At 54.2% G+C, this 214-nt stretch carries 1 protein-coding gene; it reads left to right on the top strand.

Annotation, left to right across the window (positions count from 1 at the left end; all coding sequences use genetic code 11):
• Positions 1–214, top strand: a 214-nt coding sequence (locus tag ASG38_RS17355; protein WP_157486021.1) for a SprB repeat-containing protein, incomplete at both ends; no start/stop codon positions are given.

Genomic DNA, 214 nt, shown 5'->3' with positions numbered 1-214 from the left:
AGCGGGAACCTATACCGTTAAGGTTAGGGACAACATCGGCTGTGAGGTCGAACTGGCAAACATCACGGTAACAGAGCCTGCGGCAGCACTTTCGGCCACGGTTAACGGAACGCACGAAATCTGCCTTGGTGACAATAACGGTACCATAACCATAACGCCTGCGGGAGGAACGGCGCCTTATACCACAAGCCTGGATTCCAACAATCCGGCCGAT

Source organism: Flavobacterium sp. Leaf359 (genome assembly GCF_001423985.1).
In the GTDB taxonomy this organism is placed as follows: Bacteria; Bacteroidota; Bacteroidia; order Flavobacteriales; family Flavobacteriaceae; genus Flavobacterium; species Flavobacterium lindanitolerans.
Note: the sequence above shows the minus strand (reverse complement) of the source record. Positions and strands in the feature narration are given on the sequence as shown.